The following is a 25,406-nucleotide window of genomic DNA, read 5'->3' as shown; positions in this document are numbered from 1 at the left end:
GTCCGGGGCCGTGGCCTACGCCAGATATTGTACCCAGGATCGCTCTGTGGGGACAGCCGCCCTTACACCCCGGTCCCCTTGGTCTGGGGGACTTCCATCAGCGGTCGGCGCTGGGTCTCGGCGACGGCACGGTGGATGACGTCAAGGGCCTCGTGGAGCTGGTTGTCCGTGATCACCAACGGGGCCAGGATGCGGATGACGTTGCCGTAGATCCCCGCCTTCAGCAGCAGCACGCCGTCGTGCATCGCCCGACGGATTACGGACTGCGCGTGTGCAGGCGCGGGCGTCCTCGTGTCCCGATCGAGGACGAACTCCATGGCCACCATGGAGCCCAGGCCGCGCACGTCGCCCACAATGTTGCACTCGCGCTGGATGGCGCGGAACCGCTCGGTCAGCTGCTCGCCGATGTGCACCGCTCGCTCGATCAGTCCCTCCTGCTCGATCACATCCAGCACAGCCAGGGCGGCGGCGCACGCCACGGGGTTGCCGACGTAGGTCCCGCCGATCCCGGAGTCCGGGACGGCGTCCATGATCTCCGCCCGCCCGATCACCGCGGACAGCGGCATCCCCGACGCGATCGCCTTCGCCGCGGTGATCAGGTCGGGTTCCACCCCAAAGTGCTCGACCGCCCACATACGACCGGTGCGGCCGAAACCGGTCTGCACCTCGTCGGCGATGAGCAGGATGCCGTGCCGGTCGCAGAGCTCCCGCAGCCTGGGCAAAAAGTCCGGGGGCGGCACCACGAACCCGCCCTCCCCCTGCACCGGCTCGACGACGACCGCGGCCACCCGGTCGGGCTGCACGTGCAGCGCAAACATCCGTTCCAGCTGCCGGATGCAGTCGTCCGCGGTCGCTTCCGGCGTCGGGTACGGGCTGCGGTAGACGTACGGAAACGGCGCCCGGTAGACCTCGGGCACGAACGGCCCGAAATCGCGCTTGTAGGGGTCGACTCTGCTCGTCAGCGACATCGCCATGTACGTCCGGCCGTGGAAGGCTCCCTCGAAGGCGACGACCGCCGGGCGGCCGGTGGCCGCGCGCGCGATCTTCACCGCGTTCTCTACAGCCTCCGCACCGGAATTGAACAGAGCCACCTTCTTCGCGGAGTCGCCTGGCGCGCTGCGGGCCAGACGCTCGGCCAGTTCCACGTAGCCCTCGTAGGGTACGACGGTGTAGTCGGTGTGCGTGAACCGCGCCGCCTGCTGCTGGATCGCCCGCACGACCCGCGGATGCGCATGCCCGACCGCCAGGCACCCGATGCCGCCGGCCAGGTCGATGAACCGGTTGCCGTCGACGTCGAACAGCAGCGCGCCTTCTCCGCGGTCGATGACCGCGGGCAGATGTACGCTCAGGGCACGGGCGACCACCTGGCCGTGTCGGCGTAGGATCTCCTGGCTGCGGGGTCCTGGCAGTTGGGTGAGCACACGCGTCTGGTTCATCTTCGCCTCCGGTATGGACCGTTCACCTTCCGCCGTCGCGGTCCAGCTCCTCGCGCAGAAGGCGGTTGACGGCCGCGGGATCCGCGCGTCCTTGCGTCCGCTTCATCACCTGGCCGACGAGCGCACCGATCGCGCGTTCCTTGCCCGCCCGTACGTCGCCTACTGCCTGCGGGTTGTCCGCGATCACCGCGCGGACCACCTCGCGCAGTGCCGCCTCGTCCCGGATCTGGACCAGCCCGCGCTCGGCGACGACCTCCTCCGGTCGGCGGCCGCTGGACAGCACCTCCGGCAGGATCTCCTTGGCGATGCGGCCGCTGATCGTCCCGTCTTCGACGAGGCGCACGAGTTCCGCCAGGTGGGCCGGAGTGATCGGCAGATCGCTCAGTTCCAGGTTGTGCTCGTTCAAATACGCGGCCAAGTCCCCGATCTGCCAGTTCGCGATCGCCTGCGGGCTGGGGTGTAGCCGCACCGCCTCCTCGAAGAAGTCGGCCCCCTCTCGCGTCTGTACGAGCACGCCTGCCTCGTGCGTCCCCAGGCCGTAGGCTGAGACGAACCGGTTGCGCCGGGCTTCGGGCATCTCCGGCAGACCCGATGCGATCTCGGCCAGCCAGGCCTCGGTCACCACCATCGGTACGAGGTCGGGTTCGGGGAAGTAGCGGTAGTCTTCAGCCTGCTCCTTCGTCCGCGAGGCGAACGTGACCCCGCGCCGCTCGTCCCAGTGGCGGGTCTCCTGCACCACCTCGCCGCCGTGCACCAGAACCTGGTGCTGGCGGGCCACCTCGAAGGCCAAAGCACGCTCCACCGACCGGATCGAGTTCATGTTCTTGACCTCGGTGCGCGTGCCCAGCTCTCCATCGGGGTGGCGCAGCGAGACGTTCGCGTCGCAGCGCAAGGTGCCTTCCTCCATGCGGCCCGTCGACACCTCCGCGTACTGCAGCACCTGGCGCAGCGCCCGAAGGAAGGCGCCGGCCTCCGCCGGAGACCGCAGGTCCGGTTGCGTGACGATCTCCATCAGCGGCACGCCGGAACGGTTGTAGTCCACCAAACTGTGGTCGGCGCCCGGGGGGTGGATCAGCTTGGCCGTGTCCTCCTCCAGGTGCACGCGCCGGATTCGGACCCGCCGCCGGCCGCCGTCGGTGTTGATCTCCAGATGGCCGTCCGTCGCCAGAGGCGGATGACCGGTGTACTGGTACTGCGAGATCTGGTAGTTCTTCGGGAGATCCGGATAGTAGTAGTTCTTGCGGTGGAACTGGGAGATCGGCTGGACCGTGCAGTGCAGCGCCAGCGCGGCCCGCAGCCCCAGTTCGACCGCTCGACGGTTGATCACCGGCAACGAGCCGGGCAAGCCCAGGCAGACCGGGCAGGTCTGCGTGTTCGGCGGTGCTGCAAACCGCGTGCTGCAACCGCAGAACATCTTGGACGCCGTCAGCAGCTGGACGTGGATCTCCAGACCGATGACGACCTCGACTTCCGGATCGCCGCCTGGGCGTTCGCCTGCGAGTCCCACCGGCGCTCCCGCGCTCATGCTGTGCCCCGCGCACCCAGCGGCGGGCGTGCCCTGTGCCACTCCGTCGCCTGTTCGTAGGCGTGCGCGGCGCGCAGGATTGTGGCTTCGTCGAACGGACGGCCGATCAGCTGCAGCCCGATCGGCAGCCCGCCGTCGAACCCGCACGGGACGGAGATCCCCGGCAGCCCGGCCAGGTTGACAGGGATCGTGTACACGTCGGACAAGTACATCTGCAGCGGGTCGTCGACCTTTTCGCCGATCCAGAACCCGGGTGTGGGCGAGACCGGTGTGGCGAGGATGTCCACGCGCTCGAAGCAGCGGTCGAAGTCGCGGCGCACCAGCGTGCGCACCTGCTGGGCCTTCTTATAAAAGCCCTCGTAGTAGCCGGCTGACAGCGCGAACGTACCCAGCATGATGCGCCGTTTGGCCTCCGCGCCAAAGCCCTCCGCGCGCGTCCTCGTGTACAGCGTATACAGGTCTTCCGCCCGCGGCGACCGGTGTCCGTAGGCCACGCCGTCGTAGCGGGCCAGGTTGCTGCTGACCTCCGCGCAGGCGATCAGGTAGTAGGTCGGCAACGCGTACTCCAGCGTCGGCAGCGCCACCTCCTCCACGACCGCACCCGCGCCTTCGAGGACCTTCACGGCGGTTAGAACCGCGTCGCGCACCGCCGGCCGCAGACCCTCGCCGAAGAACTCCGTCGGCACGCCGACGCGCAGGCCGCGCACGTCTGCGGTCAGCTGCCCGGCGAAGTCCGGCACGGGCAGGTCGACCGACGTCGAATCGAGCGGGTCGCGTCCGCTGATCGCCCTCAGCACCCACGCGCAGTCCGCCACGGTCCGGGCGAACGGCCCGATCTGATCCAGCGAGGAAGCGAAGGCGACCAGCCCGTAGCGCGACACCCGCCCGTAGGTCGGCTTGAGGCCGACGACGCCGCACAGCGCCGCCGGCAGACGGATCGAACCGCCGGTGTCTGATCCGAGCGCCGCCAGCGCAGCCCCGGCCGCCACCGCGGCCGCGGATCCGCCGCTGCTGCCCCCCGGCACCGCGTCGAGGTTCCATGGGTTGCGCGTCGGGCCGAACGCCGAGTTTTCGGTAGACGACCCCATCGCGAACTCGTCCAGATTCGTCTTGCCCAGCACGACGGCCCCCGCCGAGCGCAGCCGGCGGACGGCGGTCGCATCGTAGGGCGGCACGAAGTCGTGCAAGATCGACGACCCGCAGGTCGTCCGCACGCCCCGCGTGCATATGTTGTCCTTGATGGCGACCGCGAGGCCTGCCAGAGGGGGGGCGGGCTCGCCCGATGCGATCCGGGCGTCCAGCGCTGTGGCCTCCGCGCGCGCCGACTCGGCCGTGACCGTGATGTACGCGTGCACGACGTCGTCGACGGCAGCGATCCGGTCGAGGTACGCCTCTACGACCTCCGCCACCGACAGGTCCTTGCCGAGACGAGATCGGACTTCGGTGTAGGAAAGGGCCAGCAGATCGGTCATTCGTCGGGCTCTATGACACGCGGGACGACGACGAAGCCCTCGCGCGACTGCGGCGCCATCGCGATCACTTCGTCCATGGGGAGGGAGGGGTCGACCCGGTCGTCGCGGAAGACGTTCGTCACCCGAACCGCGTGCGACGTCGCCTCCACCCCCTCGGTGGACAGCCGGTCCAGCGCTGCGAAGTGCGCGAGGATCGCGTTGAGCTGCTCGCCGAACCGTTCTCGTTCGGTTTCGGTCAGCTCCAGGCGGCTGAGCCGCGCGACGTAGGCGACGGTGTCCGGTGTGATCCGCATGAGATCCTCGTGTCGAAGATCCGGGGAGCCTTGCGTATCGTAGCACGGGTGTCGCGCACGTCGCCAATGCGCCGGGCAGGTGACCGGCCTGTCGCAGCCCACACCCAGGTGAACCCGCACGGTGCGACGTGCGTACTCCCAAGCAGAGGATCGGAGGTCGGACAAAGGGGACGGGAGGTGTGCCGTGTTCTCCGGCAACACCGAATTGATCTTGGTGCTGCTCACCGTCTTCGTGCTCCTGCTGATGGCCAGCGCGGGGCGGTTCGTCATCCAGTAGGTTCGGCCCTCGACGCGGGTGGGAATCGCCGCATCCAGGCGCGGGCGCCGCGTGCTCAGGCCTTGGCGTGACCGAGCGTGTGCAGGGCCCGCCGCAGCAGGCCGCGCGTGAGCGCGACCTTGTAGGCGTTGCGGCCCAGAGGTTTGGCCATCTCCAGTTCCCGCTCGACCGCCTGCTCGACGCGCTGACTGTGGAGGGGCTGGCCCACCAGTGCCTGTTCGACCGCCCGGGCCCGCCACGGCACCGGCGCCACGCCGCCCAGGCAGACACGCAGTCCGGTGACGCGGCCGTCCTCGACGCGCCCGGCGACCGCCACGCTGGCGAGCGCGAACGACCAGGCTGCGCGGTCCATCGCCTTGAGGTACAGGCTGCGCGTCCCGTCCGCCGGCCGGGGTACGATCACCGCGGTCACGATCTCGCCGCGGCCGAGCGCCAGGTGGTGGCGGGCATTGGCCGACGGGTGGACGAACAGCTGCTCCAGTGGGATCTCACGGTTCCCCCCCGGGCCGGCGATCCGGACGCGCCCATCGAGCGCGACCAGCGCGGGAGCGAGGTCGGACGGGTGCACGTCGTAGCACGGTCCGCCGCCGAGGATCGCATGCAGCCGGTTCTCGCCGTCTGCGGCCGAGCACCGGTCCCCGCCCCGCCGCAGGCACGGGAAGTCCTGCCGGTAGTACCAGCAGCGTGAGTGCTGGCAGAGGTTGCCGCCGACCGTTCCCTGGTTGCGGATCTGCCAGGACGCCGCAGCCCGTGCCGCTTCGGCGAGTGCCGTGTAGCGCGTGCGGACGGCGCGGTGGGCGGCGAGGGCGCTCAACGTGACGCAGGCGCCGATCCGCAGCCCCTCGGACCCGGAGCGGATCCCGTCCAGCCCACGCACCGAACCGAGGCTCACCACGACGGCCGGTGTTACGATACCGTCTTGTATCAGCGGGATCAGGTCCGTGCCGCCGGCTAGGATCGCCGCGCCCTCCTGTCGGGCTGCCCGGACCGCCGAACGGAGGGTCTTCGCCTGCAGGTACGCGAACGGGTTCACGGAAACTCCACGTTGCGCCGCCCGGTCACCGACACCACGGCTACAGTTGCCCCGACCGCCGTGCCTGCTCGACCGCCGCCAGCACGACTTCGCGTCGGATCGGAAGGTGTGTGATGCGCACGCCCAGCGCATCCGAGACGGCGTTGGCGATCGCCGCCGCGGTCGGGATGATCGGCGGTTCGCCCATGCCCTTGGCACCCAGGTTGTTGGCTGCGTCGTCGCTGGCCTCGATCATGTAGTGCTCGATCACCGGCGCGTCTTGGGCCGTCGGGATCTTGTAGTCCTCGAGGTTGGCGTTCACCGGCCGGCCTGTGGCCGGGTCCAGCAGCCGCCCTTCGGTGAGCGCGAAGCCTACGCCCTGCAGGATGCCGCCTTCGACCTGGCTGCTGAGGGTGAGTGGGTTGATGATCCGGCCGCACTCGTGCACCGCGACGATCCGCAGCACGTGGATGTCTAAGGTGTCGACGTCCACCTCCACCTCGGCGAACTGAGCCCCGAACGTCCGCAGGCGCTGGTCGGCGGCGTTGGGGCCCCGAAAGCCGCGGCCCAGGATCTGGAAGTTGCCCAGTTTTTCGGCCACCGCGCGAAACGACAGACGTCGGGTCGGCGCGCCCGCTACCTCGATCTCGCCGTCGTCCGCCCGCAGGTCGGCGGGGTCGGCCTCCAGCATCTGTGCGGCGAACTCCAGCACCTGCCGATGGGCGTCCGCAGCCGCCATGCGCACCGCGGGCCCCACCGAGGCCAGGGTCTGGCTGCCGGCCGACAGCGGGGAGTACGGGTTTTCGGTATCCCCCAGGTGGACGGTCACTCGCTCGATCGGAAGCCCCAGCTCCTCGGCGGCGATCTGGGCGAGTACGGTGCGGGTGCCCGTACCGATGTCCTGCGTGCCGGTGATCACCTCTGCGCTGCCGTCCCGGTTGAGGCGCACCATCGCATACGCAGGCGGGCCGCCGGCGCCACCCCAGATCTGGCTGGCCATCCCCAGGCCGCGCCGCTTGGTGCCCTGCGGCAGCCGGCCGCGGCGCTGCCATCCGATCCGTTCCGCTCCCAGGTCGTAGGCGCGCAACAGGTGCTTGGCGGAATAGGATTGCCCGGTGGCCGGGTCGCGGTCCGCGTGGTTGCGGCGGCGAATCTCCAGCGGATCGATTCCCAGCCGCGCGGCGAGTTCGTCCATCGCGACTTCCAGGCCCACCGTTCCCTCCACGTAACCGGGAGCGCGGAAGGCCGCGAACGGTCCGGTGTGCGTGAAGACCCCGACTTCCTCCGTGCGCACGTTCGGGCACGCGTACAGTTCGCGGAACGGCCCGCCGATCGCAGGCGCCCAAGCCGCGTAGGCGCCCAGCTGTGTGTAGAGGGTCGCGTCGATCGCCACCAGGGTCCCATCGCCGCGCGCGCCCAGCCGGATCCGTTGCAGCGACGCGCCGCGGTTTCCGGCGCAGAGGTTCTCCTCGTGGCGATCCAGTCCGCACCGCACCGGCCGTCCGGTCATGCGCGCGAAGTGCGATGCGATCAGGGTGTACTTGCCGACGGCGTTCTTGCTGCCGAACCCTCCGCCCATGAACTGCTTGAGGACGCGCACGCGGTCGACGCCCAGGCCGAAGGCGGCGGCGAGCGCGTCGCGGACACCGAAGATGTGCTGCGTGGACTCCCAGACCGTCAGCCGGTCCCCTTCCCACTGCGCCACCGCAATGTGTGGCTCCATGGAGTTGTGCAGGGCGCAGGCCGTCCGCACCTCCAGCTCGACGACCACATCGGCACCGGCGAGCGCGCGCTCGACGTCGCCTCGGACGTAGGGTGGCTCGCGCAGCAGGTTGCCCGACTCCCACACGCGCGGTGCATCGGGTGCGATCGCGTCCTCGATGTCGGTGACGAACGGAAGGGGTTCGTAGTCCACCTCGATGCACCGCAGCGCCTGCTCGGCGATCTCCTGGGTTGCGGCGCACACCGCCGCCACCTCGTCCCCCGCGTAGCGCACGACGTCCTCGAACAACCGCCACCGCCGCCAGACCAGGTCGCAGTTGTGGCGGGTGGCTACCCCGAAGACCCCGGGCATGCGTTCGGCCCGCTCGGTCCGGACGGCCCGGATCCGCGCGTGCGCGTGGGGCGACCGCAAAAACCGCACATGCAGCGTCCCCGGCGGCGCCAGGTCCGCCGTGTACGTCGCCCGTCCGGTGGCGCGCAACGGGCCGTCGACGCGCGGGATCGGTTTGCCGACGTAGCGGAAGGAGGTCTGCTCGTACGGCGGCAGGTCCTCACCCTCGACGACGACCTCGCGCTCCTCGATGCGGCCTTCGAACTCGACTTTGGTCTTGACGATCCTCGGCACGGCGCAAGCCTCGATCGAAAGAATGCGGCTCTCGGTGGCCGCCGGGTGCCATCGACCCGTTGCGTGCGCGGACCAGCCCTGCCCCTACCCGCCGTGCGCCCTCATCGCGCCCGCGGCGGTCAGGACCGCGCGCAGGATCTTCGGGTAGGAGCCGCAGCGGCACAGGACGCCGGACATCGCCTCCCGGACCTCGGCCTCGGACGGTTCGGGTCGGGTGCCCAGCAGCGCCTTCGCCGTCAGGATCTGCGCCGGGGTACAGTAACCGCACTGCAGCGCATCGTGTTCGACGAACGCCCGCTGGATCGGGTGCAGCGCCCCGCCGTCCAGGCCCTCGATCGTCGTGATCTGGCGTCCGGCGCACGTGACGGCCAGCAGCAGACAGCTGTACACCGCCCGGCCGTCGACGAGCACCGTACAGCCACCGCAACTGCCGCGCTCGCAGGGATCCTTGGTCCCGCGCAGGTGCAGGTCGTCCCGAAGAACCCGCAGCAGGGTGCGGTGGGCCGTGATGTCGAGGCTGTGGTCCCGGCCGTTGACGCGGAGCACGACCACGCCTAGTCCCCTTCGCTCCTGTAGTGTTCGCGAATGATGCGTTCGGCTTCCGGCACGATCGCGTTCCAGTCGGCGTCGGGGTCGCGCGTCAGCGTGATGAAGTCGTTCAGCAAGAAGACCATCCGCACGCCCGGCACCGACAGGAGTCTGCGGGCCAGGGGCGCCTCGGCGGCCTGTTCGACCGCGGTGTACGTCTGGCTCTTCCCCTCAGTCACCCGGCGGTCCAGGATGAACTTCAGGGCGTGCACGTTGGGTGTGGGCTGCACGTCGATCCGCACGGCGCACCCTCCGTCCGCACCACCGTCAGGCGGAACCTCCAACAGCGTACCGTCCCGTGGCGCGGTCGGGCAGTCTTGACAAATTCACGCGCGGCGCTCAGGCGGATCCGGCGACTGCGCCGCGCGGTCGTACCTCACCGCGTTCCCGGCGTGCCGCCGAGGGCGGAATGCCCATCTCCTCGCGGTACTTGGCCGCCGTCCTCCGCGCGATGCGGATGCCCTCGCGCCGCAGCCGCGTTGCGATCTCACGGTCGGTGTACGGCGCGTCCGGTTCTTCGGTGGCCACCAGGTGGCGGATGCGTTCCTTGACCGGCAGCGAACCGTCGAAGAAGACCTGGCAGCTGACGACCCGCCCGCTGGGCAGCTGCACGTACTTCCCGTCCAGCGCGCGGCTGACGGTGGACTCGCTCACCCCCACCTGGGCGGCCACCATCGCCAGCGTCAAAGGCTTGAGGTGCTCCACCCCCCGGTCGAGGAACTCGCGCTGCGCCTGGACGATGGCCTCGACGATCGACCGCAGCGTCCAGTTCCTCCGCTTGACCGTCTCGATGAACAGCTTCGCCCGGTTGACGTGGTCGCGGATGTGTTCCCGCGCGTGCGCAGCGAACTCCTCCGGAGACCTGCGGGCGCGGCGGTACAGCTCGCGGTACACGTCGTTCACCCGCAGGCCCATCGCCGGAGGTCCGGCGACTTCGACCGCGTAGCCCCGGGGGGTCCGCACGATCACGACGTCCGGACGCGGCACCTCCTGCGGGCGCAGGCGCCCTCCGCCCTCGCGCTCGGCCTCGTAGCGGTCCGCCGGGTATGGCACCAGATGCCGGCGGATGTAGGTGTGCACGTCGCGGACCGCCTGCGGCGTGGTGCCCAGCCGCTGGGCGATCTTCGCGTACTGTCCCCGCCCGAGGTCGGGCAGCAGACCTTCCATGACGATCCGCTGGGCGAGGCCGTTCGTCTCCGAGGGTTCGAGCGCCCGCAGCTGCAGCAGCAGGCACTCCTCGACCGAGCGTGCGGCGACACCGGTCGGCTCGAACGTCTGGATCAGTGCCAGGACTTCCTCGGCGGTCCGCCGCGACACGCGGAAACGGCCGGCCGCCTCGTCCAGGTCCGCCACCAGATAGCCGCGCTCGTCAACACTGCCGATGAGGAACTCCGCCAGGGCGCGGCGGCGTCCTTTGAGATCCCGGGCGCCCAGCTGGAGCAGCAGGTAGTCTTGAAGCGACACCTCCGCCATCACGTGCGCGACAGGGTCGAAGTCGTCGTCCGCCGAACGCGTCGACGGCACGGTTTCCTCGCCCAGCGGCTCACCCAGCACGTGGCCGCAGGCGTGGCACAGCGGCCCCCTCATCTCGGCCCCGCACCTCGGACAGGCGCTCTCCGCGCGTTCCAGCGCGGGGTTGGCGTGGAGCTCCTCCTCGATGCGGACTTCCAGTTGCGGCAGCGGCAGCACCAGGACGGCGTTGACCGCCATGAGCTTGGGGACCATCCGCTGCTGCGGCAGCGGGGCGATCTCGACCCCAGGACGGATCTCCATGGTCGCTTTTCAGCGCCCTCCCCTTCGGCCGACGCCCCGTCAGGCCGGACCCTCACCGGCCGCGGGCCTTTCTGGGTTCCGGTGCCTCCGCCGCCGGTGGGGCGATGCCGTGCTGGTCCATCTTCTTGCGCAGGGCAGCCGCCGACAGCCCCAGCGTCTTCGCTGCGGTCCGGGTGTCCCACTCGGTGTGCTGCAACACCCTGACGATGTGCTGCCTCTCCACCGCCGCCAGCGCGGGGATGGCCTCTTCTGCCGGCGCGGGTACGCCATCGCCCAGCCACAGGTCTTCGGCCCAGATCTCCGTGGTGCGCGACAGGATGACCGCGCGCTCGACGGCGAACTCCAGCTCCCGCACGTTGCCCGGCCACGTGTACCTGCGCAGCTTGCGCACCGCTTGCGCACTGAACCCCTGGATCGGTTTGCGATAGCGCTCCCGGTACTTCTCCAAAAAATGCTGGGCCAGCACGGGGATGTCGTCGGGCCGGTCGCGCAGCGGGGGCAGTTCGATCGGCACCACACTGAGCCGGTAGAAGAGGTCCTCACGGAAGGCACCGTTGCGGATCGCCTGGCGCAGGTCCTTGTTCGTCGCGGCGATGACGCGGACGTCGACGCGGATGACCCTGTTGCCGCCCACGCGCTCGAATGCCCGCTCCTGCAGCACGCGCAGCAGTTTCACCTGCATCGCCGCGCTCATGTCGCCGATCTCGTCCAGGAAGATCGTCCCCCCGTCGGCCGCCTCAAACTTGCCCATGCGGCTGCCAACTGCGCTGGTGAACGCTCCCTTCTCGTGGCCGAACAGTTCGGTCTCCAACAGGGTCTCGGGGATCGCCCCGCAGTTGATCGGCACGAACGGTCCTTCGGCGCGGTGGCTCTGGTAGTGAATGGAGCGCGCAAGCACTTCCTTGCCGGTCCCCGTCTCTCCGTACAGGAGGACGGTCGCGTCGGTCGGCGCCACCGCCGCCGCCACGCGCAGCACCTCCTGCATCTTCGGCGAGGTGCCGATGATGCCCTCGAACTTGAACGTCCGCCGCAGCTCCTCGTGGAGCTGGCGGTTCTCCTCCAGCAGCTGCTCGTGTTCGAGCGCGCGGCGGATCTTGACGAGCAGCTCGTCCTGCTTGAACGGCTTGGGGACGTAGTCGAACGCGCCGTTGCGCATCGCCTCGACGGCCATCTCCAGCGTGCCGTATCCGGTGACGATGATGACGATCGCGCTGGGGTCGACGCGCCGCAGCTCGCGCAGCACCGTCATCCCATCCATCTTCGGGGTGCGCACGTCGAGCAGGATCAGGTCGAACTCACCCGACTGCGCACGCGCCAGGCCGGCGGCTCCGTCCGCGGCGGTCTCCACCTCGAACCCCTCGCGCCGCAGAATCTGCGTGATCAGGGTCCGGATGTTCTCCTCGTCGTCGACAACCAGGACGCGTTTCGCCATGGGCTCCCGAGACCGCCTTTCGGCACTCCGGCCCGGAACTCCTATGGCGAACCGGATGGCGGGGGGGCGATGGGGAACGGGGTTCAGGGATACGGGCGATGTCGAAGTCCGTCAGCCCGGGTCGCCCCGACGATGTCGGCGAGCAGACGGCTGCGGACGGCGCCCAGCGTCCCGACGTCGCACACCGCTCCGTTGCGATAAGCGACGACGAGCCCCGAACGCGCTGGCACCCGTTCGCCCGGCAGCACGACGCCGACCAGGTTGGTCGGGTCCGCCGCCGAGACAACCACGACCTCGCGTTCGGCGGGCGCCCGCCGGACCGCGCGCAGCGCCTCGAGCGCCTCCGGCAGGGCGAACTGCTCGCCAGCAAACCCCGAGACGAAACGGCCTCCACGGATCCGCTGCTGCGCCTCCCATCTGCGGTAAATGTCGACCAACACCCGCCACGGCGGGGCGCACCGTTCCCGTGCGCACAGTTCGCGGAAGACGACCCCGTAGCGCACCAACAGGTGCTGGGCCATCGCCTCGTGCCGCCGCTGTGGCGTCACCATCTCGTCGGGCGGGCGCCACAGACCCCAGCGTCCCGTCGGCACGTACCTGCCGAACGCCGCGGAGAATCGGGTCGGGACCGCGCGCAGGTTGCGGGTCCTCTGGCGTGCACGCGCGGCTTGGCCGAGCAGCACCCGCAGCCCGGCGACCCCATCCCCCGTCACCAACCCCGCGCAGACGCACTCCCAAAGGGCGTCTTCGACCTCCGCGGCGAGCAATCCGCAGCCCCGGACGATGTCCGTGAAAAACGACGCGCCGTGGGTGGACAGGAAACGCACCACTTCCTGCGCGGCGCCCGACAGACACCGCACGTCGGGGTCGGCACCGCGCGGAGGTAAGATCAGCGGAATATGCTCGCGGAGCATAAACGCGATCGGTGTGCTGCGGGTGGGTACCGGCCGCCGATCGATCCCATTCGTCTGACCGGCCTCCTCGTCGCCGCCGGTGAGCCGGCCCCACGCCACCACCCCCGAGAGGCACAGCGTCTCCAGGTCGGCGGGGCTGTAGCCCGCCACACGGGCAGGGAAGACCCACGACTCCCACGCCGGCGCCGGCAGCTCCAGTCCCTGGAGCTGGCGAATCACCTGCGCCAGGCCCTCGCGGCCGTGCAGCTGGGTGCCCGGCTGGACGTGCTGCCAGCGCAGTAAGAATCGCACGAAGTCAGTCGCACAGACCGGTTCGACCTCCCGCCGCAGCGTCGCAACGGTCAGCCGGTGGATCCGGGCCAGCACGCGCCGGTCGCACCACTCCTCGGCACCCGCTCCCGGCGTGAAGGTGCCGCGCAACACCGCCCCGAGCGACTCCAGCGCGACCATCGCGCAAGCGACCTCGGATGGATCGAGACCCAAGCGGCGGGCAAGATCCGGGACGGTGACCGGCCCCAGGTGCTGCGCCCATCCCCCGACGATGCACCGAAGCGCCTCTTCGCGCGTGGGCTCCGCCCGACTGCGGCGCAGCGGCGGCGCGACGACGGTAGGTTCGATGCGGACGTCGCCCAGCGCCCGGCGCGTGGACTCCAGGCGCTCGGCCGCGACGTAGGCCCGCATCAAAGTGCCCGAGGGTGCGGCCCACGACGCCACGGTCGCGCGTCGGTCGGACACCAGGCGCTGGGCCAATCCCTCCCACGCCCCGGCCTCGGAGATCGGCAGCAGGACCACCGACAGCAAGAAGTCGTGCAGTTCGTCGGCGTCGCGCACGTCGGGCCACACCTGCGCGCGCACCGTCTCGATCGCGACCGGATCGAGCGCCCCTGCGCCCCTGGCGAGTTCGGGGTCAGTCCGGCGCAGCGCGACCGCCCGCGCGCGGCGTTCCTCCAGCGGCGCTTCGTCCAGGAACGCATAGGGATTCGCGTTGAGGATCTCGTGCGACATCGGCGACGGCCGCGGGGTCTCCACGGCGACCGCCTCGATCTCGCCCGCCTCGATGCGCTCAAGGATCGTTCGCAGCCCCTCGGTGTCCATCCACCCGTGCAGGCAGTCGCGCAGCGTCTCGGTGACGAGCGGGTGGTCGGGCGGTGTGATGGGACCTGGTGGACGGTTGTCCTGGCAGGCGACCTGCTCCGGAAACACCGATGCGAGCAAATCCTCCGAGCGCATCCGCTGGATCGGCATCGGGACCCGGCGGCCACGCTCGAACCGCAGCAGGGCCAGCGACCGCTGTGCATTCTGCCGGAAACGGGTTCCGAACACCGGGTGCTGCAGGACGGATTGCGTGAGGCTGTCCAGCAGATTGTGCGGACGGACGAACGCGAACACGCTGTCCAGCGGAAAGCTGTGCTGCTCGCCCAGCGACAGCACGATCCCGTCGTCGGTCGCCGCGGCCTGCAGCTCGAAGTCGAACGTCACGCAAAAACGCTTGCGCAGCGCGAGTCCCCACGCCCGGTTGATCCGGGCGCCGAACGGGGCATGAACGACCAGCTGCATCCCTCCGGCCTCGTCGAAGAAGCGCTCCGCAACGACGCGCCGCCCCGTCGGCACCCTTCCCAGGGCCAGCTGGGTCTGGCCCACGTACTCGACGATCTGCTCCGCCCCACCGCGGTCGACCCCGCAGTCGGCCTGCAGCCAGGCGATCGTCGCCTCACGATCCACCAGCCCGGCTTCCACCCGTTCGCGCACCGCTGCCACAGCTTCGGACAGTTCCGGGGTGCGCGCGGGTGCTTCGCCCAACCAGAACGGGACCGACGGCGGCTGGCCGCCGGCATCGACCACCCGGACGCGGCCGGACTCCACCCGTCGGATCCGCCAAGAAGCGTTGCCGAGGAGGAAGACGTCACCCTCCATCGACTCCACGGCGAAGTCTTCGTTGACTTTGCCGAGGAACGTCTCCGTGGGATCCTCCACCACGTCGTAGTCGGCAACGTCGGGGATCGCCCCACCGCAGGTAATCGCGGCCAGGCGCGCGCCCCGCCTTCCCCGGACGATGCCGTGGACCCGGTCGCGGTGCAGCCACGCACCCCGCCGCCCGCGGGAGGTGGCCACGCCGTCGGCGAGGACCTCCAGGACGTCCTCGAAGTCGTCGCGCCGCAGGCTCCGGTACGGATGTGCACGCCGGACCATCTCCCACAGTTCGGCTTCGCGCATCTCGCCGGCCGCGCACTCCGCGACGATCTGCTGGGCGAGGACGTCCAGCGGGCCAGGGGGGAGCACGATACGGTCGAGTTCTCCTTCCCGAGCGGCGCGAACGCACGCCGCGCACTGGATGAGCTCGTCGCGGGTGAGCGGGAACAAAACCCCCTTGGGCGTGCCGAGCACGCCGTGACCGGAGCGTCCCACCCGCTGCAGCATCGTCGAGATCGCACGCGGTGCCCCAATGTGGCACACCAAGTTCACGTGGCCGATGTCGATCCCGAGTTCCAGCGAGGCGGTTGCGACGACGACCGGGACCTCGCCCGACCGCAGCCCACTCTCGGCGGCCCGCCGCATCCGCAACGACAGGCTCCCGTGGTGCGCTGCGACCTTGCCCTCGCCCAGCCGCTGGGTGAGCAGGTGGGCCACCCGCTCCGCCATGCGGCGTGTGTTCACGAACACCAGGGTCGTCCTGTGCTCGCCTGCCAGCCGCGCGATCCGGTCGAGGACCTCGCCGCGCAGCTCGTGCGTGGCAACAGGCCCTAGGGGCTGGGAGGGGACCCACACCGACAGGTCCCAACGGCGCCGGTGGCCGGCGTCGACGATCTGGCACCGTCCGTCGCTCCCGACGAGCAGCTGCGCCACCTCCTCCACCGGCCTGACGGTGGCCGACAGCCCGATTCGCTGCAGGCGACGGCCGGCCAGCCGGTCCAACCGCTCCAGCGACAGGGCCAGGTGCGCGCCGCGCTTGTCCGGGGCGATCGCGTGGATCTCGTCGACGATGACCGCGCCCGCGGTGCGCAAGAAGCGACGGCTGCGCTCGGCGGTCAGCAGGATGTACAGAGACTCCGGCGTGGTGATCAGGATGTGCGGAGGCTTGCGCACCATGCCCTCGCGCTCGCCCGCCGTCGTGTCGCCCGAGCGGACCGCCACCCGGATCTCGGGCAGGGGCGATCCCATCGAAGCGGCCAGATCGCGGATCTGCCGCAGCGGTTCGGTCAGGTTGCGGTGGATGTCGTTGCCCAGTGCCCGCAGAGGTGAGACATAGACGACCGCGGTCTCGTCGGCGAGCTGCCCCGACTCCGCCCGCCGCACGAGGTCGTCGATGGCCCACAGGAACGCCGCCAGCGTCTTGCCGGAGCCCGTGGGCGCGCAGATCAGCACGTGCTCGCCGCGTGCGATCGCCGGCCAGCCCATGCGCTGCGGCGCTGTGGGTCCACCCAGCGTGGTCCGAAACCAGGCAGCGACGGTGGGATGGAATCCGTACAGGATGTCCATGGACGGGCGGTCAGCGGTCGGAGCCCAGTCCCCGCCGGGCTGCCCGCAAGCCAATCCCCCTCTTCAATGCAATCGCGCCGCCTCGCCCAACGTCGGCATCTCCGTGGCCCAGCAGGCGACGCGGGCAAACTGCAGCAGGTGCGGCAGATAGGTGCGGATGTGGATCAGCACGCGTTCGGGAGCGGTGACGGTGTCGGCGAACATCAGACTCCAGCGCGTCTCCACCATCGCCGCCATCCACAGCGCGTGCTCCATCGTAAGCAGTCCCAGGTCGGCCAGCGGCAAGAAGACCTGCCAGCGCCGAGGTGGGCGCGGCACGTCGTAGGTGGTAAGCATCGCCTTCGCGATTCCGGTCGCCGCCCCCGCCGCATTGGAGAACCACCCGATCATCTGGTTCACGCGCTCGGCGTCCTGGACCGCCTCCTCGATCTCGCGCGTGCCGACCTCGATGACCGCCAGCGAGGTGAGCACGCGGCCCAGGCGCCACCCCACCCGCACCGGATCCACCATCTTCATCGGCTGCCCCGACCGCGGCCGGAAGGTCGGTACGCCCTCCCCGAGCGAGCGGCTCTGCTGCAGCAGTTCGCGTGCCTCCTCCAGCAGGCGCGGCCTCTCGGCCTGCATCCGCTCTTCGGTCATCTGTACGAACCGCTCGCGTGCGACCGGGTCGTTGTCCACCAGCACCGACCCGTAGTGGATCATCTCGTGCGCCACCTGTGGCAGGTGCTGGTTGAGGGCCGAGGGCATCAGCACACCGTGCGCCGGGCCCAGCGGATTGTCGTGCGCCAGCCGTTCCATGTACGCGGAGACGTCTTCCTCCGACGACTCCGGAGGCAGGACGATCCCGATCTCGATGTCGCTGTCGGGATGGGTCTGGTCGTCAGCGTACCGGCCGTACAGGTACACCGCAGCGACTTCCGCGGATCCCCGGAAATACACGCGCAGCTCGTCGAACGCGCTGCCCATGCCCCTATGCTACTGCGAACGCCCTCGACCCGCCAGGCGACGGCAGCCAGCCGCGTGGCGCAGCCGACCCCCTGTGCGCCGCGCCTGGTCGGTTGCCGAACCATAGAGGAAGTCTATCGATGGCCAAGAACCTTTCTGATGGACGGTTCCCTTCCATGGACATCCAGAATCTCGAAGCGTTTTTGCACGTCGCCCGCGAGCGCAGTTTCACCCGCGCCGCCGCGGCGCTGTTTTTGACGCAGCCCTCCGTCACCGCGCGGATCCAGGCGCTCGAGCAGGAGATCGGCCGGCCGCTGTTCGAGCGGCGCGGGCGCACCGTGCGCCTGACCGAGGCGGGCGAGGCGCTGATGCCCTATGCCGTGCGCGCGATCGAGCTGCTGCAGGAGGGCAGCGAGGCGGCGCGCGAGGCCGAGGGCCACGGCAGCGTGCTCGTCGGGGCGACGGTATCGGCCGCCACCGCGCTCCTCCCCGATCTGGTGGAAGCCTTCCGACGCCGCCGAGCGGGCGCGCGCATCGTCGTCCGCTACGGTCACTCCAACGAGGTGCTGGAGTTGCTCCGCGACGGGCTGGTAGACGTCGGGTTCGTCGTGCGGCCGCTGCACGAGCCATTGATCTCGATCGAGCCGCTGCTGTCCGACGACATCGTGCTGGTCGTGCCGCCCCGCCACCCGCTCAGCCGGCGGCGCGGGCTGCACGTGCGCCACCTCGCCGGCCACACGCTGATCGCGATGCAGTGGGGCGAGGGATTCGAGGAGTTCGAACGCTGGATGCAGGACGAACTCGGGCTGCGCGCGGCGATCGAAGTGGACGGCATCCCCCTCGGCGTGGTCCTCATCGCGCGCGGCACCGGCGTGGGGTTCGCACCCCTGCGATCCGTCGCGCCGTACGTCCGCGGCGGCATGGTCCGGACCCGCTCGGTCCGTGGGCTGCCCGAGACCCGCCGCGAGATCTTCCTCGCCCTCCGCAGGGTCGGCCGGCTGTCGGCGAGCGCGCGGGCATTCGTCGCCCTCGCCCGCGCCCGACTCGCCGCCCGACGCACCGCGCGCGCCGGGCGCGTCCCGTCATCCCCTCGCGCCCGCCCTTCGCGCCGCTGAACCGCCTCAAGCGCGCGCTGCTCTCGGCAGGACACGACTCGCCCTCGGGGCTCTCGATCGATGCACCCAGACGCCGCTACCCACCGAGTGGTCCACCCGGCCCGTTGGGGCTTCCTTCCGTCTGCCACCAGACGCGCACACGCAGGCGCGCACCTCTGTGCATAAGTCCCAGACCTGCACGACGGCACGAAGCAACCACCGCACGAAGAGCCAGGCCTGACTGGACCGGATTTGCCGCGTCCAAGGCGAAGGTCCCAGCCGTTCAGCGGAGGCTCGCCAGGGCAGGCCGCAGGCGCTGCCCCACGAGGGCCAGCCGCTCGACCCGGCTCGTTGCTGTACGTACTTGTGTGCGCGGACCACACGACCGGTCCGTCACCCTATACTGTGGAGAGCACCTAAGTGGCTCCGTCTCCATGAGCAGGAACCACCCGGCCGCGGGTCGCACCGCTGGAAGGCCCTTGAGCTGGTCGAGGATTGCGTCGCGGCGGCGCTGGTACTCAGTGACTGCTGCGGCCAAGTCCGCGGCCGGGCCGCGGAGAGCGGCCAGCGCCCCCGCCTGCGCAGTTCCTCCTGGAGTGAGCCCGTTGTAGATGTGCGCCCTGGCCACGTCATCGGCGAGATCCCGCGGTGCCACAACCCATCCGATTCTCCACCCGATCATCCGCTGCTCGATCGTCACGCAGCACGTGGAGAACCAGTCCGCCATGCCTGGCAAGGAGGCAGGATGACGGTAGGGATGGCCGTCAAAGAGGATCACGGGGATCCCACGCATGCAGGTAGCTTCAATGGAGCCGCGGTCGAGTGACCGCGGAAACAGCCGACGCCACAACGCGCTCCGATAAGGTCTCCTAGCCAGTGTTCGCGAGAGCGTTGCCTCTTCCTCCTATGCACAGGAAGCTCGGTCGAGGATCCCACGCTGGGAAGCCAAGAACAGCGAGGCTCGTAACCCTGCGAGAGGTCCCCACGGATCGACTTTCCACCTCACCTCTCGCACGCTCCCGCACAGGTATTCGGTTGTCAAGGATCAGCGCAGTCCTAAATGACGCGGTGTCGCACCGGCGCCGGGAACACGGTCCCGGTTAGGGATCGAATCCTGAGTGCCGCACGACCGCGGATCGGGCCCAGGTCCACGATGTGGACCGCGTCTTCCCCAAGACTTACCACATTACGGAGTCTCTCCTCCATGAGCAAAAGCTCCATCGGCGACAGGTCGCATACAAACACCGAATACTGAAGGGGATCGCCGTAGCCAAGCATGGTCTGGTGTGTTCGACGCAATCGCTTCGGCTCCCTGACATCGTAGCAGACGACGAACCTGTGTCGGATCGTATCCTTCATCTCCTTCATCGCGTGACAAACGGTCTGTACTCTCCAACCTCGCCCTCCACGACTCGAGCCATGAGCCGCGCCTGGACCTCCAGGACGCGGCGGTAGCTCACCGAATAACCGAACAGCGGATGCCGGATCAGGGTCTCCATGCGAGCTTCATACGTCTCCAATACCTTCTTCCGTCCCCTATCTCGCAGGGCACACGCCGGTCCCCGGCGGACGAAATCGGACTCATCCAGCATGTCGTTGTTCAGCAACGTCAACACCGTGGAATCGGCAATGATGGGACGGAACTCCTCGGCAAGATCGAGGGCGAGCGACGGCCTGCCGTAGCGAACCCTGTGAAAGAAACCTAGATACGGGTCAAGGCCAGCCGCCAAGACTGCACGGACGCACTCCTTCGCAAGCAAAGAGTACAAGAAGGACAGCAGCGCATTTACCGGATCGGTCGGCGGGCGTCGTGTGCGCGTAGAAAAATCGAACTCCGCAGTGGTCTTCAGCATGCCGGCAAACTGAGAGAAGTACAGACGTGAAGCCGTGCCCTCTACCCCGAGCAGCCGATCCGCAGATCGAACGCGCTCGGCCGCGCGCGCCAGGCGGGCCATTTCTTCCAGAACGGCGTCGCTGACGGTTCGATGGTTCCGTCGTAGCAGCGTGCGCTGGTTGCGAATCTTCCCCGATACGAACGCCCTCCCCAACCTGAGCGCCGTCCGATCGTCCGTGGCGGCCCTATATTGAGCAAGACGCAAGAGCACGTTCCTCTGCGTCGGGGACGTCGTCACGGCGATCAACCAGCCGCCGTACGTGTGATGGAGAATGGGTGCGCCCCGCTCCATCAGAGCGCGGACTGCTGCAGCGGTCAGGTGCACATGGCCGAAGAGTGACAGTTCAGCCACGTCGATGAGGCGGACGTACTCGGTTTCTCCTTCCGCCTTACGTATCGTCAGGCGCTCCCCCGACTTGCCGACGGTGGCTCCCTGTGTGACCACGTAAAGCGGGCCGGCTTCATCGCGGGCTGGGATCAGCCGGCGCACCTCGTCGACATCGACTCCCCGTAGCAGATTGATCTCATCGGGCAAACAGATCCCAACGAGGCTGCACCGAGGGCACTTTGGACTGTCGACCAGTGGGGGTGGAGGCAGAGGATTCGCAATCGCACTGCGAATTCCGCGAACTGCGTCCAGCGTGCGGTCGATCAAAGCCGCATCGAAGGGTACAACGAAGCGCTGGCGCGTGCCTGCATAATAGATCACTCCCTCGTCGCAGCGGTATCCGTTCTCACGCAAAATCAATCCCTGCACGCAGAGCTGGACGCGCTCCGGTTCCCAAGGCCCTTCCCGCCCAGGTGACCCTTTCTTGTAGTCGACGGGACGAACTCGACCGCCTTCTCCTTCGAGCAGATCAATGCGCGCGATGAGGCCCAGAGATGGGGCAGACAGTAGCACCCCCCGAGCGGTGATTCGGTCTTCCGGTTCCAGGTCCACTGGATCAGGCAGAGAACCTTCCTCCCGATCCACGCGGCGGTGGACCGCCGCGCCCTGGAGAGTGTCTGTATTGTGCACGAACTCGCCCTGCGCCCACTCCAGGTAGAAAAGACGCGGGCAGTAGACGAACTCACTCACCATACGAGCTGGAACGAGCTCGGCGGCTTCACCCTCGGGCAGAACCCTGTCCTCCATAGCCATCGCTCGTCTGAGCGCCAGATGGAGTTTCCCACCTCAGCGGCTACGCAATTCCGCGTGCCGGCGAAAAGTTGATCTTTCGGTTGCGTCCCTGTCCCACCTCGACTCGTTCCGCCCGATAGACTGCAATGATTCCTCGTTCTCGTAGCACAAGAGCGTCCGGGCCTTCTACGGTCAACTCACGAAGGTGCACCAGGGAACGGACGATATCCACGCCAACAGGGACCTGCCACAGAGGCCACGTAAAGCTCCTCGCGTTTCGATCCCAACCGGCAGCTGCCAACCTGCCTCCGACGGGAGCAGTCGTAAAGACGGCGAGGGCGTGGTATCCGAGAAGGTTTGCCATCCAGACCGTGCGGGCGCGTTCATCCGACGGGTTCCGATCCAAGAGCGCGTAGCGGCGGTCTTCCACTGGATCCCAGCGCAGCGACAGACCCTCGTCACGGTAATCCCACGGCTCGAAGAGGCAGCGCAGCACTCGCTCCTCTGTCACACACCCCACCAGCTTGCGGACATCCTCCAAAAAGGATTGATGTCCGGACCCGCGCGTGAACTCGAACGGCGTCGGCTGGAGCCGGCCACGCTCGACGCACGCATCGCTCGCCAGCGCCGCAAGCAGATCGAGCTCGTCGCGGTTCGCAGGGTCGCTCCGTGCGACGACGCCGTCGACCAGCTCGCGATATTCCTCGGCTGTCGCATCCTCCACCCGCTTCCCGAGCGCCAGCTCGCTGCGAGGTACGGCCGCCCGCAGCGCCTCCAGGTACTCCGCCCGCCGAGTGCGCAACTCTTCTTCGATCGGCCGCAGCTTGCGTTCTTCTTCCTGCGCGCGCTCGCTGCGGGCCAACCGCCGCTGCTTCAAGTCCTGTCGCTTCTTCTTCACTTCCGTCTTCGCAGCCTCCATGGCCTTCCGCGCTGCCTCGAGCTCGCGTCGGGCGTCCTCCGAAGTCGCGCGACCGCGCAAGGCGTCGGCGAGGAGCCGGGCGAGATGGCTCTCGCTCGCTGCCGAGACGCCCTCGAGCTCCGGCACCCACGTGTGGCGTCGTACCCACCGCAGCCGCGCCTCGCGCTCGCCCTTCCAGGTCAACGTGACGAGGACGCCTACTCCGGCCAGAAACCCGAGCGGGTTCGCGCCGTCGAGTCCCCCGAGCTCGAAGGACCGGGCAGTCATCGGCTGTCCTCCTCCGGTGGGATCACGAACGCGCTGCCGTACCAGTCGGCCAGCCGCACGATCGCCTCGAGGTAGGCCAGCCCCCACCAGCCGTAGCGGCGCACCAGCCGCCAGAAGCGCGACGCCACGCCCGAGTCCAGACGGTGAACCGGCGGCCAGGCCGCGCGGGTCCCGCCGTCGACGTCGATGCGGACACCACCGAACTCGCCATGGACGCCGGACGGCGAGGGGTCGGCGCACACGGGAGCGAAGGGCCGCCCGTGGCCATGGTGGCTCGCCACCAGGTGGAGCACGAGGTCGGCCAGTACAGGGTCCCCGGGTAGCCCGGCGAAGCGCGCGGCGAGATCCATCGAAAGCATCTCGTGCCGGAAGCTTTCGGGCAGGCCGCTCGCCGCCCGGATCTCCCGCCGCCGGGCCGGCGACTCCGGAATGGCTGCCGACTTCGCGAGTGGGCCGGGTGCCGCGGCCGCGGCGACCTCGTCGCCCTCGTGCAGCATGAGTTGGAATCGCTCGTCGAGTTTTCCCGCATCGTGCCAGCGCGCGGCCAGTCGCACGGCGTCCCGCTCCCTCTCGGACAGGCACAGTGCCACGAGCTTCCTGGCCGCCCGCTCGACCGCGCGGGAGTGCTCGTCGAGGCCCACCGCAGCACCGGCGGCCGACAGCAGGTCGTCGTCGTCCGCGAACAGGTCCAGCTCGGCCCTGAAGGGTGCTCCCCGGCGTGCGAACAGGACGATCCCGCCCGCGGGGTGCTCGGACAAGGGGCCCGTCCGTGCAGCCTTGAGGAGCTCGAGCCACCAGGCCGGGGGCGGCGGCGGGGCGTCCTCGCTCGCGGGACGGTACTGGAGCACCGCCTCGATGGCGTCCTTGATCGCGCCACGGTCCCACACCGGGGAGCTCGCCGCCGCCAGCAGCTCCTTGAGCGCGGGACATCCGAGCCACGGGGCCAGCGCCGCCTGGGTCAGGCGCACGGCGACCGGCTGTGCGGAAGCCTTCCTCGCCGCCTCCCACACATCGAGGCCGCCCTCGCCCAGCGCCCTCGCCCGCGTCGCCTGGCCGAGCCCCTCGATCCCATAGGTAGCCGGCACGACCACCACGTCCCCCGGCCTGATCTCCCTGGGATCGGTCACCACGCGCGAGCGCTCGCGGCCGCGCCACAGGAGAAACGGCCTGACCCGGCCATCGCGCCCTTCCGGTGCAGGGCCGACCCCCTCGAGATCCGGCGCGTCGTCGGCCTCCGGTCGCTCAGCGAGCCACGCTCGCAGACGCCAGAGCGGGACCGCGAGCATCTCGCCGCTCACCGGCGGACAGAGCGCCACCGTCTCGCTCCACGCGTGGGGGTCGTCCGCCGACAGGTCGCAGCGCCACACCACCGACGCCTCGGGCGGACCAGGCCGGCCATGCAGGTAGAGCGAGACGTCGGGCTCCGGATGAGGCGCTGGGGCCGTCTGGCACAGGAGGTCGAGGTGCGCGGGGAGCAGCACCGGCGCGTCCGGACTCGGCGCCAGCAAGGGCGACAGGTCTTCCACGTCGCGGAGCCGCGCCTCCAGCGCCTCGACGCCCATGTCGACCACAAGGCGCCCTTCCCCATCCGGCGCCGCCTGGTCCCGGAGCCACCGCCACGTCTCGAACAGCGCCCGACCGTAGATGGGGTCGGGCTCGTCGGGGTCCAGGTCGCCATCCCGAATCAGGATCGCCGCAGGGGCCGGGGTATCCGCTCCCAGCCGGACGAGACGCCCGAAGCGCTGCCGAAGGGCGTCGAGGCTCGCGCACTCGGTGACGAGCGCGTCGAAGCTGAAGTCCGCGCCGACTTCGAGGCACTGGGTGCTGACCACGATGACGGGACGTTCCGGTTCCGTCGGGTTCGTGGCTCGCAGATACGGGATCCAGCCTTCGACCAACCCGTCGCGCTCGAACGGGCGGATGCGTCCGGTCAGTAGGATAACGTCCGCGCGGTCGGCGAGGGCCTCGCGGAGCCGCTCTGCGATCAGCTCGGCCGTCCGCACGCGGTTGACCATCACGCCCACGCGGTGCTTTCCCTCGGCGATGTAGTGCGCCGCGCGGGCGCTGGCGTCGACCACCAACGGATCGCGGTCGTCCTGGGTCTGATTCTTCGCCTTCCCCGAGTTCGCGACCGTCATCAGCTCGGCCGGCTTCGACGTTCGGAGCCTGCGGTGAAGCTCGGGGTGGTCCAGCGCTGGCTCCCGCACGTCGCCGGGAAAGACCGCTTCGGGTGGTATCTCGGGTGGCGGTGTGGCCGACATGATGACGAAGGCGAAGGGCGCGGGCAGCGGTTCTTCCGCCCATTTCGGCCCTCGGAACCGGGCGATGGCGGCGAGCGTCTGCATGAACGGCACCGCGCAGTGGGCCTCGTCCAGGATGATGAGGCTGTCGTTGGCCGCAAGGCCCGCGAAGATGGGCGCCGTGAGCAAGCTGTGGCCGTAGCCTCGGAAGAGGAGGCGGGAACCGAGCTGGTCGACCGTCGAGGTGATGATCGCCGGCTGCGAGGGAATCCGCGCCCAGCCGTCGTCGCGGAAGATCCCGCCGCGGAGGCGTGCCACTGCCAGGGGGCGTTCGGTCCCGCTCAGCATCCGGAGCCGGTCGGCCACTACTTTCAGGAGGCC

The 25,406-nt window shown here is 69.4% G+C and carries 16 protein-coding genes; 1 reads left to right on the top strand and 15 read right to left on the bottom strand.

Features of this window, described 5'->3' with window-relative positions:
• Window positions 1-62 precede the first annotated feature (62 nt).
• The 12 genes from gabT to QN163_09330 all read right to left on the bottom strand — a co-directional run bounded on the left by gabT (window position 63) and on the right by QN163_09330 (window position 17,512).
• Window positions 63-1,436, bottom strand: a complete 1,374-nt coding sequence (gabT, locus tag QN163_09385) for a 4-aminobutyrate--2-oxoglutarate transaminase (protein ID MDR5684225.1) — start codon at window positions 1,434-1,436, stop codon at window positions 63-65.
• A 22-nt stretch (window positions 1,437-1,458) separates the two neighbouring features.
• Window positions 1,459-2,961: an Asp-tRNA(Asn)/Glu-tRNA(Gln) amidotransferase subunit GatB gene (gatB, locus tag QN163_09380; GenBank protein MDR5684224.1), complete on the bottom strand. Its 1,503-nt coding sequence runs from the start codon at window positions 2,959-2,961 to the stop codon at window positions 1,459-1,461.
• A complete protein-coding gene (gatA, locus tag QN163_09375) occupies window positions 2,958-4,433 on the bottom strand; it encodes an Asp-tRNA(Asn)/Glu-tRNA(Gln) amidotransferase subunit GatA (protein MDR5684223.1) in 1,476 nt (491 codons plus the stop codon). The genes gatB and gatA overlap by 4 nt, the downstream gene beginning before the upstream one ends.
• Window positions 4,430-4,726, bottom strand: coding sequence for an Asp-tRNA(Asn)/Glu-tRNA(Gln) amidotransferase subunit GatC (gatC, locus tag QN163_09370; GenBank protein MDR5684222.1), 297 nt, complete (start codon window positions 4,724-4,726; stop codon window positions 4,430-4,432). The genes gatA and gatC overlap by 4 nt, the downstream gene beginning before the upstream one ends.
• A 332-nt stretch (window positions 4,727-5,058) precedes the next feature.
• The gene (locus tag QN163_09365) at window positions 5,059-6,036 is read right to left on the bottom strand and encodes a xanthine dehydrogenase family protein subunit M (protein MDR5684221.1); all 978 of its coding nucleotides are present in this window, start codon (window positions 6,034-6,036) and stop codon (window positions 5,059-5,061) included.
• Window positions 6,037-6,076: 40 nt separating this feature from the next.
• Window positions 6,077-8,362 (bottom strand): xanthine dehydrogenase family protein molybdopterin-binding subunit, encoded by a 2,286-nt coding sequence (locus tag QN163_09360; GenBank protein MDR5684220.1) that lies wholly within the window; start codon window positions 8,360-8,362, stop codon window positions 6,077-6,079.
• Between the two features lie 84 nt (window positions 8,363-8,446).
• Window positions 8,447-8,914 (bottom strand): (2Fe-2S)-binding protein, encoded by a 468-nt coding sequence (locus tag QN163_09355; GenBank protein ID MDR5684219.1) that lies wholly within the window; start codon window positions 8,912-8,914, stop codon window positions 8,447-8,449.
• A gap of 2 nt (window positions 8,915-8,916) precedes the next feature.
• A complete protein-coding gene (locus QN163_09350) occupies window positions 8,917-9,192 on the bottom strand; it encodes a NifU N-terminal domain-containing protein (protein MDR5684218.1) in 276 nt (91 codons plus the stop codon).
• A 97-nt stretch (window positions 9,193-9,289) separates the two neighbouring features.
• On the bottom strand, window positions 9,290-10,723 hold the full coding sequence (rpoN, locus tag QN163_09345) for an RNA polymerase factor sigma-54 (GenBank protein ID MDR5684217.1): 1,434 nt from the start codon (window positions 10,721-10,723) through the stop codon (window positions 9,290-9,292).
• A gap of 52 nt (window positions 10,724-10,775) precedes the next feature.
• Window positions 10,776-12,155 (bottom strand): sigma-54 dependent transcriptional regulator, encoded by a 1,380-nt coding sequence (locus tag QN163_09340; GenBank protein ID MDR5684216.1) that lies wholly within the window; start codon window positions 12,153-12,155, stop codon window positions 10,776-10,778.
• 83 nt (window positions 12,156-12,238) lie between these two features.
• Complete coding sequence (locus tag QN163_09335; protein MDR5684215.1) at window positions 12,239-16,546, bottom strand: DEAD/DEAH box helicase; 4,308 nt, start codon at window positions 16,544-16,546, stop codon at window positions 12,239-12,241.
• A gap of 63 nt (window positions 16,547-16,609) precedes the next feature.
• Window positions 16,610-17,512, bottom strand: coding sequence for a nucleotidyltransferase domain-containing protein (locus QN163_09330; GenBank protein ID MDR5684214.1), 903 nt, complete (start codon window positions 17,510-17,512; stop codon window positions 16,610-16,612).
• A gap of 119 nt (window positions 17,513-17,631) precedes the next feature.
• On the opposite strand from QN163_09330, the gene QN163_09325 reads away from it, so the two are divergent.
• Window positions 17,632-18,606, top strand: coding sequence for a LysR family transcriptional regulator (locus tag QN163_09325; GenBank protein ID MDR5684213.1), 975 nt, complete (start codon window positions 17,632-17,634; stop codon window positions 18,604-18,606).
• A gap of 1,343 nt (window positions 18,607-19,949) precedes the next feature.
• Here QN163_09325 and cas1 read toward each other — a convergent pair.
• From cas1 to QN163_09310, 3 genes are all read right to left on the bottom strand, one after another.
• On the bottom strand, window positions 19,950-21,638 hold the full coding sequence (gene cas1 / locus QN163_09320; GenBank protein MDR5684212.1) for a CRISPR-associated endonuclease Cas1: 1,689 nt from the start codon (window positions 21,636-21,638) through the stop codon (window positions 19,950-19,952).
• A 22-nt stretch (window positions 21,639-21,660) separates the two neighbouring features.
• Window positions 21,661-22,785, bottom strand: a complete 1,125-nt coding sequence (locus QN163_09315; GenBank protein MDR5684211.1) for a hypothetical protein — start codon at window positions 22,783-22,785, stop codon at window positions 21,661-21,663.
• Window positions 22,782-25,406 (bottom strand): HD domain-containing protein (locus QN163_09310; GenBank protein MDR5684210.1); only part of this gene is annotated, 2,625 nt, incomplete at its 5' end. The genes QN163_09310 and QN163_09315, both read right to left, overlap by 4 nt.

It is taken from the genome of Armatimonadota bacterium, assembly GCA_031432545.1.
GTDB lineage: Bacteria > Sysuimicrobiota > Sysuimicrobiia > Sysuimicrobiales > Sysuimicrobiaceae > Caldifonticola > Caldifonticola tengchongensis.
Note: the sequence above shows the minus strand (reverse complement) of the source record. Positions and strands in the feature narration are given on the sequence as shown.

Excerpts from the sequence above, each read along its gene's own strand:
- gabT (MDR5684225.1), bottom strand. The coding sequence starts at position 1,436 with ATGAACCAGACGCGTGTGCTCACCCAACTGCCAGGACCCCGCAGCCAG.
- gatB (MDR5684224.1), bottom strand. The coding sequence starts at position 2,961 with ATGAGCGCGGGAGCGCCGGTGGGACTCGCAGGCGAACGCCCAGGCGGC.
- gatA (MDR5684223.1), bottom strand. The coding sequence starts at position 4,433 with ATGACCGATCTGCTGGCCCTTTCCTACACCGAAGTCCGATCTCGTCTC.
- gatC (MDR5684222.1), bottom strand. The coding sequence starts at position 4,726 with ATGCGGATCACACCGGACACCGTCGCCTACGTCGCGCGGCTCAGCCGC.
- rpoN (MDR5684217.1), bottom strand. The coding sequence starts at position 10,723 with ATGGAGATCCGTCCTGGGGTCGAGATCGCCCCGCTGCCGCAGCAGCGG.
- QN163_09340 (MDR5684216.1), bottom strand. The coding sequence starts at position 12,155 with ATGGCGAAACGCGTCCTGGTTGTCGACGACGAGGAGAACATCCGGACC.
- QN163_09335 (MDR5684215.1), bottom strand. The coding sequence starts at position 16,546 with ATGGACATCCTGTACGGATTCCATCCCACCGTCGCTGCCTGGTTTCGG.
- QN163_09330 (MDR5684214.1), bottom strand. The coding sequence starts at position 17,512 with ATGGGCAGCGCGTTCGACGAGCTGCGCGTGTATTTCCGGGGATCCGCG.
- QN163_09325 (MDR5684213.1), top strand. The coding sequence starts at position 17,632 with ATGGCCAAGAACCTTTCTGATGGACGGTTCCCTTCCATGGACATCCAG.
- QN163_09315 (MDR5684211.1), bottom strand. The coding sequence starts at position 22,785 with ATGACTGCCCGGTCCTTCGAGCTCGGGGGACTCGACGGCGCGAACCCG.